General features: G+C 64.2%; 15 protein-coding genes. All 15 read right to left on the reverse strand.

Features of this window, described 5'->3' with window-relative positions; all coding sequences use genetic code 11:
* Positions 1–8 precede the first annotated feature (8 nt).
* Positions 9–1,022: an NmrA family NAD(P)-binding protein gene (locus BLR41_RS08900; RefSeq protein ID WP_245694009.1), complete on the reverse strand. Its 1,014-nt coding sequence runs from the start codon at positions 1,020–1,022 to the stop codon at positions 9–11.
* Positions 968–1,171: an acyl-CoA carboxylase subunit epsilon gene (locus BLR41_RS23985; RefSeq protein ID WP_092627502.1), complete on the reverse strand. Its 204-nt coding sequence runs from the start codon at positions 1,169–1,171 to the stop codon at positions 968–970. Before BLR41_RS23985 ends, BLR41_RS08900 begins: the two co-directional genes overlap by 55 nt.
* A 14-nt stretch (positions 1,172–1,185) precedes the next feature.
* A complete protein-coding gene (locus BLR41_RS08910; RefSeq protein WP_092627503.1) occupies positions 1,186–2,730 on the reverse strand; it encodes an acyl-CoA carboxylase subunit beta in 1,545 nt (514 codons plus the stop codon).
* Between the two features lie 48 nt (positions 2,731–2,778).
* Positions 2,779–3,555, reverse strand: coding sequence for a 4'-phosphopantetheinyl transferase family protein (locus BLR41_RS08915; RefSeq protein ID WP_092627504.1), 777 nt, complete (start codon positions 3,553–3,555; stop codon positions 2,779–2,781).
* A complete protein-coding gene (locus BLR41_RS08920; RefSeq protein ID WP_092627505.1) occupies positions 3,552–3,941 on the reverse strand; it encodes a phosphopantetheine-binding protein in 390 nt (129 codons plus the stop codon). Before BLR41_RS08920 ends, BLR41_RS08915 begins: the two co-directional genes overlap by 4 nt.
* Positions 3,942–3,947: 6 nt before the next feature.
* The gene (locus BLR41_RS08925) at positions 3,948–5,192 is read right to left on the reverse strand and encodes an MFS transporter (protein WP_245694010.1); all 1,245 of its coding nucleotides are present in this window, start codon (positions 5,190–5,192) and stop codon (positions 3,948–3,950) included.
* A gap of 102 nt (positions 5,193–5,294) precedes the next feature.
* Positions 5,295–7,295, reverse strand: a complete 2,001-nt coding sequence (locus BLR41_RS08930) for an SDR family oxidoreductase (RefSeq protein WP_092627506.1) — start codon at positions 7,293–7,295, stop codon at positions 5,295–5,297.
* Between the two features lie 4 nt (positions 7,296–7,299).
* Positions 7,300–8,235, reverse strand: a complete 936-nt coding sequence (locus BLR41_RS08935) for an aromatase/cyclase (protein WP_092627507.1) — start codon at positions 8,233–8,235, stop codon at positions 7,300–7,302.
* A gap of 27 nt (positions 8,236–8,262) precedes the next feature.
* Positions 8,263–9,048, reverse strand: a complete 786-nt coding sequence (fabG, locus tag BLR41_RS08940; protein ID WP_092627508.1) for a 3-oxoacyl-ACP reductase FabG — start codon at positions 9,046–9,048, stop codon at positions 8,263–8,265.
* A gap of 86 nt (positions 9,049–9,134) precedes the next feature.
* Positions 9,135–9,413 (reverse strand): acyl carrier protein, encoded by a 279-nt coding sequence (locus BLR41_RS08945; RefSeq protein ID WP_092627509.1) that lies wholly within the window; start codon positions 9,411–9,413, stop codon positions 9,135–9,137.
* A 42-nt stretch (positions 9,414–9,455) separates the two neighbouring features.
* Positions 9,456–10,700 carry a ketosynthase chain-length factor gene (locus BLR41_RS08950; RefSeq protein ID WP_092627510.1) on the reverse strand — a complete coding sequence of 415 codons (1,245 nt, stop codon included), beginning with the start codon at positions 10,698–10,700 and terminating at the stop codon, positions 9,456–9,458.
* Complete coding sequence (locus BLR41_RS08955) at positions 10,697–11,968, reverse strand: beta-ketoacyl-[acyl-carrier-protein] synthase family protein (protein ID WP_092627511.1); 1,272 nt, start codon at positions 11,966–11,968, stop codon at positions 10,697–10,699. The genes BLR41_RS08950 and BLR41_RS08955 overlap by 4 nt, the downstream gene beginning before the upstream one ends.
* Positions 11,965–12,291 (reverse strand): TcmI family type II polyketide cyclase, encoded by a 327-nt coding sequence (locus BLR41_RS08960; RefSeq protein ID WP_092627512.1) that lies wholly within the window; start codon positions 12,289–12,291, stop codon positions 11,965–11,967. The genes BLR41_RS08955 and BLR41_RS08960 overlap by 4 nt, the downstream gene beginning before the upstream one ends.
* A 22-nt stretch (positions 12,292–12,313) precedes the next feature.
* Entirely contained in the window at positions 12,314–13,783 is a 1,470-nt protein-coding gene (locus BLR41_RS08965; protein WP_092627513.1) for an FAD-dependent monooxygenase, read from the reverse strand.
* A 1,043-nt stretch (positions 13,784–14,826) separates the two neighbouring features.
* Positions 14,827–15,510, reverse strand: a complete 684-nt coding sequence (locus BLR41_RS08970) for a response regulator transcription factor (RefSeq protein ID WP_218120012.1) — start codon at positions 15,508–15,510, stop codon at positions 14,827–14,829.
* Positions 15,511–15,812 lie beyond the last annotated feature (302 nt).

The raw sequence follows: 15,812 nt of genomic DNA on the forward strand, positions 1-15,812 counted from the left end.
CCGCTCGCTCAGCGGAACAGGTCGGAGTTCTCCTCCGACCACTGCCGAAACGTGCGCGCAGGCCTTTCGAGGACCTCCTCGACGGTCGAAGTGACCCTCTCGGGCTCCTTGGTCAGTATCGCGAAGTACTCCAGCGCGCCCTCGGCGTACGCGGCGGGCCAGCCGCTTTCGATCATATTCGTGCTGGCCGACTCGTGGGGAACATCGACCCATCGCGCTTCTCGTCCGCTCACCTCGGAGATGATCCGCAACTGTTCGATCTGACTCAGTGCCTCGGGGCCGGTTACGACGTACCGCTGTCCGGAGTGGCCTTCCTCGGTCAGCGCCCGAACCGCGACAGCTGCCAGGTCAGCCTCGTGGATCGGGCTACGAGTGGCGTTGCCGTAAGGAGAACGAACCACTCCCTCCGATCGGATCTGATGTGCCCAGCCGGTCCCGGCATTGCAGCAGAAGCCGGTAGTGCGGAGGAAGGTCCACTCCATCCCGAGGCGCTCGATCTCCCGTTCGACGAAAGCATGGCAGCGGTTGTCCACCGTTTCGATTCCGTTTTGCACACCGATCGAGGAGACGAAAACCACTTTCTCGGTGTGTTGCTTAATGCGCTTGAGCACGTCCGGGACAGTTTCCACGTCCAGGGTGAAGAAAGGCCACATCAGGAACACGCTCGTTGCTCCTTCCAGGCAGCGATCCAGCGAATCGGGATCGCTCAGATCGCCGTGAAACACCTCCACGCCCTCTTCGAGCCTGTTGATTTTCGGGTCGTCAGGCAGTGTCAGGGCTCGCGTTTCGACGCCCTTTTCGAGAAGCTGTGAAACTGCGTGAGGTCCAACGTTTCCGGTTGCCCCGATGACAACCACTTTCTGTTTTTCCGTCATGGTGTTGTCCAATCTTTTCGAGTTTGTTCCCGTGCTGGTTCGAGGTTTCGGCTGGAAAGTTTCGGAGTTTGCGGACAATTCGTCAAGGGTTGTCAGCGGTTTCTTTGCCGCCAGCTTCGTCCCCCTTGGGTGACCGGTTCCGTCCAATCCGCGGAACGGTGGCTCGTTGAATCTTCCGCGATGTTTTCGACGGTGGCTTCGCAGGCGAGGAGCACCGCGGTGAGCGCGGCGATCTCGGAGGCGTTCGGTCTGCCCTTGGTTATGCTGATTCTTTCGTGCGTTGTCGATTCGTCCATTAGGATTACCCGGCTCACTGTGGCTGGTTGCCGTGCTTGCGACTCGGTAGTTCGGCGTGCTTGGCTCGCAGCATCCCCAAGGAGCGGACCAGTACCTGTCGTGTCTCCCCGGGATCGATGACGTCGTCGACGAGACCACGTTCGGCCGCGTAGTACGGGTGCATCAGATCCGCCCGGTACTCCTTGATGCGTTGCTGCCGCACGCTCTCGGGATCGTCGGCGGCGTCGATCTCCTTGCGGAAGATGACGTTGGCGGCCCCCTCCGCGCCCATGACCGCGATCTCGTTCGTGGGCCACGACAGCGAGACATCGGATCCGATGGAGCGCGAGTCCATCACGATGTAGGCGCCACCGTAGGCCTTGCGCAGCACCAGCGAGATCCGCGGCACCGTGGCGTTGCAGTAGGCGTAGAGCAGTTTCGCGCCGTGCCGGATGATGCCGCCGTGCTCCTGTCCCACCCCCGGGAGGAAGCCGGGGACGTCCACCAGCGTGATGAGCGGGATGTTGAACGAGTCGCAGAACTGGACGAATCGCGCCGCCTTCTCACTGGAGTGGATGTCCAGAACCCCGGCCAGTGACTGCGGCTGGTTCGCCACGATGCCGACCGTCTCACCCCCGAGTCGGGCGAGCGCGCATACCACGTTGTCCGCCCAGGAGGGGCTGATCTCGAAGTAGTCCGCGTCGTCGACGACCTCACCGATCACCCCGCGGACGTCGTAGGGACGGTTCCCGTCGACCGGCACCAGGTCACCCAGAGAGTCGTTGCGTCGGTCGACCGGGTCCCCCGTCGACTCGACGGGGGGCAGCTCGCGGTTGTTGGAGGGCAGCATCGACAGCAGATATCGAACCTCATCCAGGCAGGTCTCCTCGTCGTCGTAGGCGAAGTGGGCCACTCCCGAGGTGCCCGCGTGCACATCGGCGCCGCCGAGGCCGTCGTGGCTGATCTCCTCACCCGTCACGGACTGGACCACGTCGGGTCCGGTGATGAACATCTGCGAGGTGTCCCGCACCATGAACACGAAGTCGGTCAACGCCGGGGAGTACGCCGCACCACCGGCGCACGGCCCGAGCATCACGCTGATCTGCGGGATGACACCGGACGCCTTGGTGTTGCGGCTGAAGATACCGCCGTAACCGGCCAGTGCGGTGACGCCTTCCTGGATTCGCGCGCCCGCACCGTCGTTGAGGGAGACCAAAGGTGCACCGGCGGCGATGGCCCGGTCCATGAGGTTGTGGATCTTCTGTGCGTGCGCTTCCCCGAGCGCGCCACCGAAGATCCGGAAGTCGTGCGCGTAGACGAACACCGTTCGTCCGTACACCGTTCCCCAGCCGGTTACCACGCCATCGGTGTAGGGCCTGCGCTGCTCCAGACCGAACCCGCTCGCGCGGTGGCGCCGGAACTGCTCCAACTCCTGGAAGGTTCCCTCGTCCAGCAGCGAGTCGATTCGCTCCCGCGCGGTTTGCTTGCCCTTGGCGTGCTGTCGTTCGGTGGCCTTCGGATCAGGTCCCTGCTGAACCCACCGCCTGTTCTCGACGAGTTCGTCGACACATTCCCGCATCGTCGCTCCTCCGTTTCGGAATTGAATCCACCCGTTACGCGTTGGAAATCAGGATTTCGTGCCCACGCGGAAGTCCGTTCCGAGCAATTCGGCCGAATACGCGGAATAGAGGCAGTCGGCCGGCAACCAGCGTGCGTTGGTGGGACGGCTGACACCGTCGACCACCGCTGCCGCTGCGACGTGATTGACGTGTTCGGAGCCGCAGGCGATGTTGTCGACCACCCACCCGGGCGGGGCGGAGGGAGCCGGACCATCGTCGGCCCTCCCCAAATAATCGGCTGCCAGGTCACGGCAGAGCCCGGTGCCGAGTCCCTTGAGGTAGGCCTCCTTGCGCGTCCACAGGCGTCCGAAGGGAAGCTGGCGCCGTGCACTCGGGTATCGCGCCAGTTCCGCTTGTTCGTCCGGGTGCAGCGCAGGGCTGCACATTTCCACTGTTTCCTCGGAGGGCAGCACCTCCACGTCTACTCCGACCGGTTCCGTTGCCACGCCGAAGAGCGCGAGACCACTGGTGTGCGACAACGAGTAGTGCAGTGGTGTACCGACCATGACCGGCTTGCCGTGCAGCCCCCCGCAAGCGGGGCAGGAGGTCCGGCTCAGGCGAACCTCACCGGGAACGGTGTCCAGGTAGGCGGCCAGGATACGTCTCAAGGCGATATGCGCGGTGAGGTACAGGAGCCTGTCGTGTGGCCGGAGGAACGCCGAAGCGCGTTGCCGCTCGCTCTCGTCGAGCTCGCCGGTCTGCAACGGAGCCCCTGGCGGTTCGGTCCACGGCTGCCGGAGCAGCCACAGGTGCAACCATCCCGCTCCGTTTCGATGCGGACTCATAATCGCCCGCCGTCCGTCCACGGCACCGAGTCGCTCACACCCTCGGGATCGCTCCTCAGCGGGTACGGATCCACGATTCGCATCGCGCACAACGCGGCCAGTTCGGTCACACTTGACGCCCGCAGGATCCGGACCGCCCCGATGTCGATGCGCAGGAGCAGCCGGATCCTCCGCTCGAGCCGGAGCGCCACTATGGAGCCCACTCCCTGGGTGTGCAACGGCTTACTAGGATCCACACTGTGCTCGGAGGGAAGTTCCAGGGCCCTGGTCACCTCCTGGCAGAGGAATCTCTCGATGCTTTCCACGCGTTCGTCGATGTCGGTGGCGCGCAGCGTCTCCGGATCCGTGCACGGTGCGCGATCGCGTGCTGTGCTCCTCGTGTTCATCGTCGATCACCCTTCCTGCCGTGTTGCCTCGTCGGATCCGCGTCCGGATACCGCGACCAGCACACCGACGACTCCGACAGCTGTGATGAGCAGCAGAGCCGGGCGGTCCTGCTCGGACACCGCCAGCACTACCGCTACCAGGGACAACATGATTACGGCCGAGAACTGCACCGCACTCTGGTACATGGCAACCGCTCGTTCTCGGTCCTGCGGACGTACTCGGGAAGTGGCCCGCATGTTCAGCGCCCCGAACGAGAGCACGAAGCCGACTCCGACGAGCAGCAACGTGGGGAGCACTCCGACCGAGTAGGACTCAGCGGCGAGCGGAGTCAGGCGGAACGCGTATCCCGCTGTCGCGGCCATCGCCCCGAGGGCTATCAACGACCCGGTGCCGAATCGTTCGACCATCCTTCCCGTGAACGGGGAGGACAACGCCAGTGGCAGGCAAGCGGGCAGAAATGCCAGCGCGACCTGCCATCTGTCCCAGTCCCAGTGATCTCGTAGTTCGAAGGTCAGTAACAACAGCGTGCTCAGATACGTCCCGTTGAGCACCGCAGCGCCGACTGACGAGCGGACCAGTGGTCCGTTGACCGTCGATGAAAGTCCGTGCCCGGGCGGTCGGATCCGAGCGGGGGCCTGTGCGGGGATCAGTCGTGCCGCGAACGGTGCCAGCACCAGGGCTGCCAGTGCCGGAACCACGAACAGCCAACGCCAGCTCAGTGCGTTCAGCGCCGCGGACAACACCAGTCCTCCGGTGAAACCCGCGGCCCCGAACATGGAGTAGAACGAAACCGCGCGCCGCTGGTCCGGTCCTTCGGAGAAGGTCGCGTTGATGATCGCCAGCCCCACCGGTGCGGTGAGAGCGGCGCACATGCCCTTCACGATTCGGGTCAGCACGAGTACTGCCCAGCTGGTGGTCCATCCACCGATCAACGAGGCGGCGGCGAAGACGAGCAGCGCGATCAGATACACCCGGCGCCTGCCCCAGTACGCGGTCACCCGCCGTCCCAGCAGCAGGAGGGAGCCGAATCCGAGCGCGAAGCCGCTCATCACCAGCTGAACCTGCCACAGCGGCAGCTCGAAATCGTCGGCTATACCGGGAAGAGCGGGCAACACCACCGAGACTTCGAGCGCATCGATGAGCATGTTCCCGGAGAGCACGAAGAGCAGCATCCACAGCCGCGCGTCCCAGCCTCCTTTCGTGACCGACCGAGGGGTGGGTTTGGTAACCATTTCGGTGGCACCCTCCATGCCTGTTCCTTGCGGATGTCGAGGTTGTCGGGATTCGGGAAGGGGCCGGCCGTGGTGCGAGGCCTCGGCCGGCCCGTCCGCTGCGAGACCGGCGGGGCCGAATCAACCCCCCAGCAGCGTTCCCCCGCTGGCGTCGATGTAGGAGCCGGTGATCCAGCGAGCGTCGTCACTGGCGAGGAACGCCACGGCTGACGCGACATCGTCTCCCTCACCCACACGGTTGAACACCGACAGCGCTGCCATCTGCTCCACGGCCTCGGGGATGTCGAACACCTCGGTGCCGTTGTTGGTGATGCCGGGGCCCACACTGTTCACGGTGATACCGCGGCTGCCCAGGTGTTTGGCGTAGTGCAGCGTGATCTGATCGACCGCACCCTTGGTCATCGCGTACGCGACCTCCTGCGGGTTCGCGAACTTGGTGAGCCCGGAGGAGATGTTGATGATGCGACCGCCGTCGGGCATGTTCTCCAACGCGCGTTGGACGATGAAGAACGGTGCCTTGGCATTGACGGTGTAGAGCCGGTCGAACTGCTCTGAGGTGAGTTCCTCGGGAGCCACACCACCCATCACACCGGCATTGTTGACCAGGATGTTGAGGTCGGTGCTGCCGGTACGTTCCTTCAGTCCGTGTTCCAGTGCGAGGAAGAGCTCGTGGATGTCGCCGGTTACACCGAGTTCGGCCTGCACGGCGAACGCGCGCCCACCTTCCTTCTCGATCTCGGCCACGACCTCGTCCGCTGCCGTACGGTTGTTCGCGCAATGCACGGCCACAAGTGCGCCCTCCCGAGCCAGCAGAATCGCGGTCGCCCGACCTATTCCTCGACTGGATCCCGTTACGAGTGCGGTCTTTTCGCTGAGCTTGCCCATCGCGGTGCTCCTCTGCCTGGAAGGTGTCGATTCCGTGTCGCGCCGTTGTCGCGTCTCTCGGGCCGGGTAAGGGGTGTCCAGTCCGCTGATCATGGTTGCCAGATGACGACGCGCTGTCCCCAGCTCCATGAGTTCGCCGACGACCTCGCGCAGGGCTTCGACCTCGGGCCCGCCGAGCAGCAGCTGCGCCTGTGCCTCGATGTTCGTCAGGGCACGTTTTCCGACCGGATGCCTGGTCTCGTGATAGGAGTCCAGCAGGGCTGGATCGGGGTTCCCGACGAACTGCGCCGCCAACTTCCCACCGAGATCGGCGGCGTCCTGCAGACCGAGGTTGATGGCCTGTCCACCGGTGGGCAACTGCACGTGAGCCGCGTCCCCGGCGAGCAGCACCCGTCCCAGTCGGTAGTGGTTCACCTGGCGGTTGGCGTTGCCGAAGGCATTTACCCAAACGGGCACACCGGTGCTGATGTCCTCGCCGGTGACCCGCCACCAGGCTTGCACCACCTCCTCGAAGTCGGGTTCCGTTCCACGGTGCTCGGGTTCGCGTCCGTACTCGTGCACCATGACGCGAGTGATTCCGTCCGGACCGCGCGAAGCGATCGCCAGTCCGTTCGGATGCCGTTCGAATCGCCGGTTGGGAATGTCGATGGCCTCGACATCGGCGCGGAGCAGTTCCTTGGTCGCCGAGCTTCCGGGGAAGTCGAAACCCGTGAGGCGTCGTACCGTGCTCCGCTCCCCGTCGCAACCGACCAGGTAGGACGGGCGGAACCGCAGCTCAGCCCCGTCGGGCCCCTTCACTTCGACATCCACGTGGTCCGAGCGATCGACGACTCCGTCGACCCGGTGGCCACGCCTTATCCTCGCGCCCATGGCGATGGCGCGGTCCTGCAGTACCGCCTCGATACGGGTCTGCGGTGCCTTCCACTGGCCCGAGTGGGGGTTTTCCGGAGCTGCGGCTGTCAGGTCGAGCGGGATGCCGCCGAAGTGGCCGGCCCCGCCCCGCGGGGGTGGGCCCAACTCTTCGAGTAACCCACGCTCGTCGAACAGCTCCATGGTGCGCGCGTGCAGTGTGGAGGCCCGCGACTCGGTAGTGGGCTCGGTTAGCTGCTCCAGAACGGTGACTCCCGTTCCGTTGGCCCGCAGTTCGCAGGCGAGGAACAGCCCGACCGGACCGGCACCGACGATCACGACGTCCGCGTCCGACTCGTCCGTTCGCTGATTGACGTACGTGGCCATCGTTCTAGCGCCGTGCTTCCGCGTGTTCCTTGGCGTACCCCAGGGTCGCCCTGCTGTTCCCGCCCAGCGCGTTCCTGATGAACGTGCGTGCTTCGGTGACTCCGGCGTCATCACCGAGGATTCCGGCGATGTTGTCCGCGTTGATCACAACGGTGTGCTGTGACGTGGCGATCGTTGTGCCGTCCTCGTTCTCCTCGAGCGTCCAGCAGCCGGTGTGCACCGTCATCAGCGGCGGAACGGTCGTCTGCTTATAAGTGATCTTGTGATTCGGGAAACAGACCCGTACGGACTCGGTGGTGTGCGTCGAACCGTCCTTCGTCCTGGTGTCCATGCGCAGCAACTGCACACCGGGTGAATCCTCGGTCATGCTCACCGTGGCCACGTGGGGAAGCCGTTCCTCCCACAGTCGGGCCTCGTTGAGGAAGTCGTAGACGTCCTTTGCCGAACCGCTTATGTCCATGCTGTCCTCGAAGGACATGTACAGGTCCTCGTTGGTGGCGAGTTCGACGTTCTCCTTCAACGAAGCCAGTTCCGAACGACTGTTGCGGTCAACGGCCTGGTCGATCCACTCCAGGTGCTCTCGATCGTCGTCGACTGCCCGGTAGTCGTGCAGCAGCCGCACCAGCGAGGAGCGCTCGCTCCGTTGTTCGATGATCCACGTACCGCCCATCTCGGCGACCGGATGTGCCGGGGTCTCCTGCCGGAAGGAGATCGACATGTTCTCCGGGTCGAGGACGCGCTTCGAGACCCAGTTCTTCGCCGCACCGTTGGCGGTTGCCCATATCCGGATGCGTTCCTCGGTCTCACCGCGATCGGCGTAGTCGACGTACACCGAAGGAGGGAAGATCTGCGGCCAGTTCTCCACTTCCGCGATCAGCCGGTACACCTCGGCAGCCGGGGCATCGACGGTGATCTCGTGCTCGACTTCGCGTTTGGTCATGGTGGTAGTCCTCTCCTGCGGATGAGATCAGAAGTTGCCGAGAGCGCCGCAGACGTTGAGCGCTTGTGCCGTGATGGAAGCCGCGGTGTCGGTAACCAGGTATCCGACCAGCCCGGCGACCTCGTCAGGGGTCGAGTACCGGCCGAGTGGAATCTTGGCCTGGAACTGGGACAGGACCTGTTCCTCGGTGGTGTCGTACGCGGCCGCGTAACCCTGCCGCACTCGCTCGGCCATCGGGGTCTCCACGTACCCGGGGCAGACCGCGTTCACCGTGATGCCCGTCTGGGCGAGTTCCTTGCCCAGCGCTTTGGTCAGCCCGACCACACCGTGTTTGGAGGCCGAGTAGGGAGCGCCCAGAACCACGCCCTGCTTGCCCGCCGTGGAGGCGATGTTGACGATCCGCCCCCAGCTCTTGTGCCGCATGCCGCCGGTGTTGAGCACCTCACGAGTCATCCGGAACACACTGTTCAGGTTGGTCTCGACGACGTCGAACCACAGCTCGTCGGCGATATCCGCCGTCACCCCACCGCCGGAACGCCCGGCGTTGTTGACCAGCACGTCGATCTCCCCGAACCGGTCCACCGCCTGCCGCACCAAGCTGTTCACGTCCTCCGCCGAGCGCACATCGCACGCGGCGCCGTCCACGTTCAGCCCCTCCTGCCGGAGTTCTTTGAGCGTCGCGGACAAGTTCTCCTGGTCGCGAGCACAGATGAACACCTGGTGGTTCTGCCGAGCCAGCAATTTGGTCGACGAAAGGCCGATGCCGCTGGTGCCCCCGGTGACGATCGCGGTCCGTTGTTCCTGCTGTGTCATGCCTACTCCCGTGGAACGGTTGCTGCGGGGTGCCGCTGCCGCAGCCTGCGGCGGCAGCGGCTGGTGCGGGATTTGGAGTGCCGTGGTCAGGAGACCGGGTCTGCCTGTGCCAGCCCCAGGTCGTTGTTGACGGCTTCGACCAAAGCGCGGGGTGTCTCAGCTTCGCTGATCGCGGATTCGTCGAGTGAGATCTCGTATTCCCGCTCGATCCGCCCGCCGGTTTCGAGCAGGGCCAACGAGTCGTAGCCGAGCACCTCGAAGTCGATGTCGAGTATGTCGCCGTCGAGACTTACACCGTCGCCGCTGCCGGCTGCCTCACGAAGGATCCGCTTCAGGTCTTCGACTGTGAATTCGGTGGTCGACATTCGGAATCTCCTAATTGTTGTGAACATTGTTGTTTCCGGACTTCACCGTCCGGAGGACTGGTTTGAATCCCGCAGGACCATTGCGGAGTTGAAGCCGCCGATTCCCCGGGCGATCACCAGGCAGTTACGGACACCTGCCCTCGACTCGCGCTTTTCCGACACCAGGTCGATGTCGTATTCGTCGGCGATGCGGACATTCGGCGTCGGAGGGATGACGCCGTCCCGCATCGCGAGGAAAGCAGTGGCAACGTCCAACGAGGCGGCCCCGGAACCGAGTCGCCCGGTCGTCGTCTTCGGAGCGGTTACCGGGACTCCGCGGACACCGAACACCTTGGTGAGGGCCTCGGCCTCCGCCCGGTCCAGTTCGGGCACCGCGGCCGCGTCGGCGAACACGAGGTCGATCTCGGCAGGATCCGCGTCCGCGTTACGGAGTGCCTGCTCGATCGCCTTCTGCAGACTGGTCGCGCTCTCCACCCCGGCTCCGGGGTCGATGGTGGCTGCGTACCCCGAGATCTCGCCGTAGACGTTCGGCGCACGTCGCTCGTGGGCGCTGGCGAGATCCTCCATGATGACCAGCGCCCCGCCTTCGCCGGGCACGTGTCCCGCGGCTTCCGCGTCGAAGGGGAGGTACGCCCGATTCGGGTCGCTGCTGGTGCTCAACCTCCGGCTTGTCAGCTGAGCGGTCCAACCCCACGGGCACAGCGAGGCGTCGATACCACCCGAGACGATCATCCGCGTGCCCTTGCGGATTTGGCGCCTCGCCTGGGCGATGGCGTCCAGCCCCCCGGCCTGGTCACTGACGACCACCCCGCTGGGGCCGCGCATGCCGTTGCGGATCGAGATCTGACCGCTGTTTACCGCGTAGAACCAGGCGAAGGATTGGTACGCGCTGACGTATTGCCCTCCCTGACTCCAGAGATTTCGCAGTTCGTTCTCACCGAACTCGAAACCACCGGACGAGCTGGCGGTCACCACCCCCATCTCGTACTCGTCGAACTCGCTCGGTTGTGTTCTCGCGTCGGCGAAAGCGCAGTCGGTACCCACCAGAGCCAGCTGCGTCATGCGATCGGTTTGCGAGATGATTCTGCTGGTGAGGTGTTCTTCCGGGACGAATCCCTTCACCTCGCCGGCGAGTCGGGAGGGATACTGCGACGGATCGAAGTGGGAAATCCGTCCTATACCGGATACACCCTCGCGGACGGATTCCCAATAGTTCCGGTTCCCGAGCCCGTTGGGTGCCGCGATTCCCAGGCCGGTCACGACGACGCTACTGTTCCTGCCGTTCATGCCCCACTCCTTTCCGGGCTGGTGAGCACCATGGCGCTCTGAAATCCGCCGAAGCCGCTCCCCACCGACAAGACGGCGTCGGTCGGGTGCTCGCGCGCTGCAAGCGGTACGTAATCCAGATCGCACTCCGGGTCGGACGTGTGCAGGTTGGCGGTCGGTGGAACCACGTCGTGCTCGATGGCCAACGCGGAAGCGGCCACCTCGATCGACCCGATGGCACCCAGCGAGTGGCCGACCATCGACTTGATCGAACTCACCGGGACGCGATACGCGTGCTCGCCGAGGCTGCGCTTGAAGGCGGCGGTTTCGTGCCGGTCGTTCTGCTTGGTGCCCGAGCCGTGCGCGTTGACGTAGTCGATCCGCTCCGGTGCCATTCGCGCCTCGTCGATGGCGACCCGTATCGCCTCTGCCATCTCCCGACCGTCGGAACGCAGCCCGGTCATGTGGTAGGCGTTGCACCGGGAGGCATAGCCTGCGATCTCGGCGTAGACATGAGCACCGCGGCTCCTGGCACTTTCCAAGTCCTCCAGTACGAATACCGCGGCACCCTCGCCCAGCACGAATCCGCTGCGCGTCCCGTCGAACGGACGTGAGGCGTGCTCGGGATCCTGGTTGCGCGGGGTTGTCGCCTTGATCGCGTCGAAGCAGGCGACCGTGATCGGCGAGATGGGAGCGTCGGTCGCCCCCGCGATCATCACGTCGGCGGAGCCCTCCCGGATCAGTTCGGTGGCGTGACCGACGGCGTCGAGCCCCGACGTGCACCCGGTCGACACCACAGTGCTGGGACCCTGCGCACCCAGTGCTCCGGCGACTTCTGCGGTGAACGAGCTGGGAACGAAGTAGTTGTACAGATGTGGGACCGCGTACTCGTGGTCGACCAGTTTCAGTCGCCCGCCATCGCTGACGGTGCGGTACTCCCAGTCCAGACCCGTGGTAGCTCCGACGGCACTGCCGATGGTCACGCCGATGCGATACGGATCCACGTCGGAGAACGGAAGTCCGCTGTCCGCCGCCGCTTCTCGTGCCGTGACGACCGCGAACTGCGCTGCCCGATCCATGCGCCTGGTTTCCTGCGGGGTGAGCCCGGCCTGCTCCGGATCGAAGTCGACCTCGGCCGCGCACTGGGAACGGAAATCGGATGGGTCGAAGAAGCTGATGCGTCGCGTGGCCGTGCGGCCGTCGCTCAGCAGACTCCAGAAGTTCTTGGTACCCACCGCGCCCGGCGCGGTCACCCCGATTCCGGTAATCGCTACACGTCCCTCGGTCACAGCGCGCTCCAGTGGTAGAAGCGCTCGGCCATCGCGTCCTTCGGCGAGCGCCAGGTGGAAGGGTCGTAGGCGTTGATGTGGGGCTTGAGGTTCTCGCTGATGTCCACGAATCGCTGGTCGTTCTTGGCCGACTCGATCCGTTCACCGCCGTCGTCCGAGTCGAAGTCCTGCAAGTGGAAGTAAAGTCCCCTGTAGGTGAAAAGCTGGCGCCGGCGAGTTCCCATCCGGTGCGGCATGTCGCTCTCGTCGAACGCGGAGAAGAGTTCGGCGACCTCTTCCGCGGACTGTGGCTCCATCCGAGCCACGATCAACGTGCTGTGCATCCTGTTTCTCCTTGTCCGTGACTTACCTGGCTGGGCCGAACCAGCGATCCAGCGCCGTGGGCAGGTCGTGGTGACTGCCCGGAGCCGCCCAGACGACGTAGCCGTCTGGCCGGATGAGGATCGCCGTGGTGGAGGCCAGCGGACTGTCGTCCGACAATTCGTCCGCGGTCGCGGTAACGACGTCGATGCGGTCGGACCAGCCCGAGGCTCGACTGCGGAGCACCGAGTTGTCGGTGAGGTCGAGCAGAACCCCGCGTCCCCGGTGCAGCAGTTCCGTGCTGCTGGTACGGCTACCGTTCCTCGCCAGTTCCAATCGCGGCATGCGTAACCCGAGCAGGGGATGGCTGCCGTTCCCGACGTCGTAGCGGATGTCCAGGCCGCTGACCATCGCGGCGAAGTAGCGGCTGACCTCGTCGTACTGGACCAGTTCGGAGAAGACGTCCCGCAGCGGCTGCATCTCCGGGCCACTGAGAAACAGCAATCCCTGGGCCTGGGTGTTCATCAACAGGCGTCGTCCCACCGCGTGCCGCTCGTCGTGATAGGTGTCAAGCAGCTCGAGCGGAGCGGTACCACCGATCACGGCAGCGAGCTTCCAGCCGAGATTGACCGAGTCCTGGATGCTGGCGTTCATGCCCTGGCCCCCGGCGGGGAGGTGGATGTGTGCCGCATCGCCGGAGAGCAGTACCCGGCCACGGCGGTACTCGGTCACCTGCCGGGTGGCGTCCCCGAACGCGCTGACCCACACCGGTTCGGCGTGAGAGATGTCGATGCCGGTCAATCTCTTCCAGGCATCGGCGACCTCGGCGAACGGAGGCGACTCGCTGCGGCGCTGCGGGGGCCTGTCGCGTTCGCAGACGATGATCCGCGTCACTCCGCCGGGCAGCTGCCCAACCATAACCATGCCGCCGGGAAGCGATTCCCCGATCATTCGTGGTTCCAGTTCGACACCGCGCAGATCGGCCAGGAACATTTCCATCGTGGCCGCGGTTCCGGGGAAGTCGAATCCCGCTGCCTTCCGGACGGTGCTTCTACCACCGTCGCAACCGACGAGCCAGCCGGTGCGCAGAGTCTGCTCACCCTCCGGGGAACGAACCGTGACGGATACCTCGTCCCCCTCGTCCTGGAACGAGACGAGTTCGTTTCCTCGGCGAATGTCGGTCCCCAGCTCGCGCGCCCAGTCCTCGAGCACCGATTCCGTGGTGGATTGCGGGATGGTCTTGGCGGCCTGGTGGGCACCCTCGAGAACGCCGAAATCAACCGGGATACCGCCGAAATGCCCCTGATTGCTGGTTTCGATCTCACCGAACCGTGGCAGCAGACCCCGCTGGTCGAACACTTCCATGGTTCGTGACGTGAAACCAAGTCCACGGGATTCGCCGGTGGGATTCTCGAGTCGTTCGACGACGATGACGTCCACTCCCGCGAGACGTAGCTCACCGGCGAGCATGAGTCCGGCCGGTCCGGCGCCGACCACTATGACTGGTGCGTCCATGTACCTCTCCTCGTGAAGTGTTGAACAGCATGGGATCGTGGCAACGTGGATCAACCGGCTCGGTAGTCGCCGTAGGCGGTAAAGAATTGAAAAAATCAATTCGTTGCGACGCCGTGATCTGGTTTCTGCTCTGAGGGAGACCCGATTCGGCCTGCTGTCTCGTTTCGAGGTTGTTGTTTCTCGCGGATACGAAAATCTTCACCCGTTTCGCTGTCGGTGTCAATCGATCCGTCGAGGGGTGGTGCTCAATTTTCTGCAAAGACTTCGTCGATCGGTTCTCTGTTCACGGTCCAGCTTTGTTGACAACGTATGCGGGGGAGGCGCGCCGTTTGCGTGTCGCCCCGGAGGTCGATTGCCATGTTATTTCGATTTCGGCGGCGAAGCAATCCCCGGATTGTGAACGGAAGTACAATACTTTGTCAAAAACAAAAAGTGAGATTGCGTAAACTCTGTGTTCGGAAACTAAAAATCTTTGTCAGAAATCATGCCGTTGCGGTGTTTCGGGTGAACGTGCGGCTGTCGGTGTCGTGTGGTCCGCGGGGCGCCCCGCGGAGGTCCGATTCCGAGTGACTGATGCACCTGGTCCGAAGCTCTCCTCGGGGCTGGGATCCCCGGATCATCGACCTCGGGTTCGTGTCCGACCCCGGCCGGTTGGAACCGGCGATGAGCTGCAGGAGGGCGAATCGCTCGAAACGGTCGGCCAGTGGGGCGGGATCCGCATCACCCCGCGGTACCGCTCGGACCTTCGGTCGGTTCCAGCCGTGGACGCCGCGGAGTGTTCATTTCCCGCGGTAACGCTCGACGGCGAGCCGGTTGCTGCGATCGGGCTCGTCCGGGGCCGTCGTTGGCCCGAACCGTCCCGGAGTAGTCGTGACCGCTTTCAGTCGTACCGGTACGCGAAGGAACCCGTCGTATCGTACGGTTCCGGCCGTTCGGAGGAGATCGCCGAATCCTCCCGGTCGGGGCAAGTGATCACTGTGGACTGCCGCGTCTGTGTTCGTGTGTTCGTTCCGGCCGTGTGCCGCGCAGTGGCCTTCGTCCGGTCACAACGCCGCGTGTTGCTTCTTCCGCTCCGCCTCGAATTGGAAGCCGACTCCCCGGACGGTGCGGATCCAGTCGTTGGATCCCAGCTTGTTCCGCAGCGTGCTCATGTGCGTGTCGATGGTGCGGCTGACCCTGGTGCCCATGTTGTCCGCGACAGGGTCCCCCCAGATCTCGGCCATCAGTTTCTGTCGCGAAATCACGGCGCTTGGTCTGCTGGCCAGGTAGTGGAGTAGTTCGAACTCCTTCCTGGTCAGATTTACCGGCTGGTTGTCGACTCTTACCTCCCTTGTTGCGGCGTCGATCTCCAAGGGGCCTCGGACCAGGTAGGAGTTGGGGTTTCCCGTGTTCACACGTCGCATGACCGCGTCGATTCGAGCCAACAGTTCCCGGAAGCCGTACGGTTTGCTCAGGCAGTCGTCCGAACCGGCCTGTAGTCCGAGGATCTTGTCCGATTCCGTGCTGCATCTGGTAAAAGCGATGATCGGTATATCGGAGGCCGTCCTGATGTTGCGGCAGACCTCCAGTCCGTCCATGTCCCAAAGTTCCAGGTCGAGCAGTACGAGATCCGCTTCCTGGTATGCCTCGAGCGCCTGGTTACCAGTGTGGACAGCCACCGCTTCGTGCCCGTGGTTGCGCAGGCCGTCGACTATGGATGCTGCTGCGGTTTTTTCACTCTCCGTCACAAGCAGATGCATCGTTGGCTCCCGGATTCGCGTCGTTCCTGTCTGGTTGACATCGGAGCTCTCTGCGTGTTCAAGCTGTTGCCCCTCAGTGGGACCAGCATACAAACCATCTATGCGGTTTTCAATGAAAAACCGGTCTCCCGGTATTTTTGCTCGCTGTGGTGGACCCCGCTGCTCAGGAAGGAGTAGCGGAATTCGCCTCACTCCGTATCGCGTGTGGTGCTGCGGTCCGTTCGGTGTCGTCGGGACCGAGCCCATGGCTGTCCGCGCACGTGCTGCTGCCAGTCTCGGAACTCGGGCCG

Origin of the sequence: Actinopolyspora mzabensis, assembly GCF_900101095.1 — a bacterium.
In the GTDB taxonomy this organism is placed as follows: Bacteria; Actinomycetota; Actinomycetes; order Mycobacteriales; family Pseudonocardiaceae; genus Actinopolyspora; species Actinopolyspora mzabensis.

Coding starts and splice junctions, on each gene's coding strand:
- BLR41_RS23985 (WP_092627502.1), bottom strand. CDS start 1,171: ATGGACGAATCGACAACGCACGAAAGAATCAGCATAACCAAGGGCAGA.
- BLR41_RS08910 (WP_092627503.1), bottom strand. CDS start 2,730: ATGCGGGAATGTGTCGACGAACTCGTCGAGAACAGGCGGTGGGTTCAG.
- BLR41_RS08915 (WP_092627504.1), bottom strand. CDS start 3,555: ATGAGTCCGCATCGAAACGGAGCGGGATGGTTGCACCTGTGGCTGCTC.
- BLR41_RS08920 (WP_092627505.1), bottom strand. CDS start 3,941: ATGAACACGAGGAGCACAGCACGCGATCGCGCACCGTGCACGGATCCG.
- BLR41_RS08925 (WP_245694010.1), bottom strand. CDS start 5,192: ATGGAGGGTGCCACCGAAATGGTTACCAAACCCACCCCTCGGTCGGTC.
- BLR41_RS08930 (WP_092627506.1), bottom strand. CDS start 7,295: ATGGCCACGTACGTCAATCAGCGAACGGACGAGTCGGACGCGGACGTC.
- BLR41_RS08935 (WP_092627507.1), bottom strand. CDS start 8,235: ATGACCAAACGCGAAGTCGAGCACGAGATCACCGTCGATGCCCCGGCT.
- fabG (WP_092627508.1), bottom strand. CDS start 9,048: ATGACACAGCAGGAACAACGGACCGCGATCGTCACCGGGGGCACCAGC.
- BLR41_RS08945 (WP_092627509.1), bottom strand. CDS start 9,413: ATGTCGACCACCGAATTCACAGTCGAAGACCTGAAGCGGATCCTTCGT.
- BLR41_RS08950 (WP_092627510.1), bottom strand. CDS start 10,700: ATGAACGGCAGGAACAGTAGCGTCGTCGTGACCGGCCTGGGAATCGCG.
- BLR41_RS08960 (WP_092627512.1), bottom strand. CDS start 12,291: ATGCACAGCACGTTGATCGTGGCTCGGATGGAGCCACAGTCCGCGGAA.
- BLR41_RS08965 (WP_092627513.1), bottom strand. CDS start 13,783: ATGGACGCACCAGTCATAGTGGTCGGCGCCGGACCGGCCGGACTCATG.